We start from the raw sequence: 446 nt of genomic DNA, 5'->3' as shown, positions 1-446 counted from the left end.
GCAATGCCCCAAACAAGGGCTAATAAGCCCCAACCACCGACTTCTCTCATACTCACCATGAGGTAGGGTGTATAAGAACCTGCAATCAGGAGGTAAATAGCACAGTGATCGAACATCTTCAGCTTATCTTTTTTAACCGGGCATCGCTCGGCATGATAAAGCGTCGAAGCTAAGTATAAAGCCGTTAGACTCAAGCCAAATATACTAAAACTGGCGACTCTCCATACATCATCCATTGGAATTGCAGCGATTAACAAGACAAATAAACCCGCAATGCTTAATAGCACACCTAGCCCGTGAGTTAAGGTATTTAGCAACTCGTCTAAACTATGTTCCAGGGTTTCCACCCGCTTATTATCAACTGGCTGATCGCCCGTTTTGTCCACCACTTTGCTCATAATCACAACTTGCGCCTCAAATTTAAGTGTACACATGTTAGCTGAAGT

1 protein-coding gene is annotated in these 446 nt (G+C 43.9%); it reads right to left on the bottom strand.

The window, feature by feature from the left end:
* A partial coding sequence (locus tag A3756_RS06425) for a hemolysin III family protein (protein ID WP_197481221.1) occupies nt 1-398 on the bottom strand: 398 nt, incomplete at its 3' end.
* Between the last annotated feature and the right edge of the window lie 48 nt (nt 399-446).

The organism is Oleiphilus sp. HI0086, assembly GCF_001635225.1.
The sequence above is the reverse complement of the archived record's forward strand: the minus strand, read 5'-3'. Positions and strand labels throughout refer to the sequence as shown.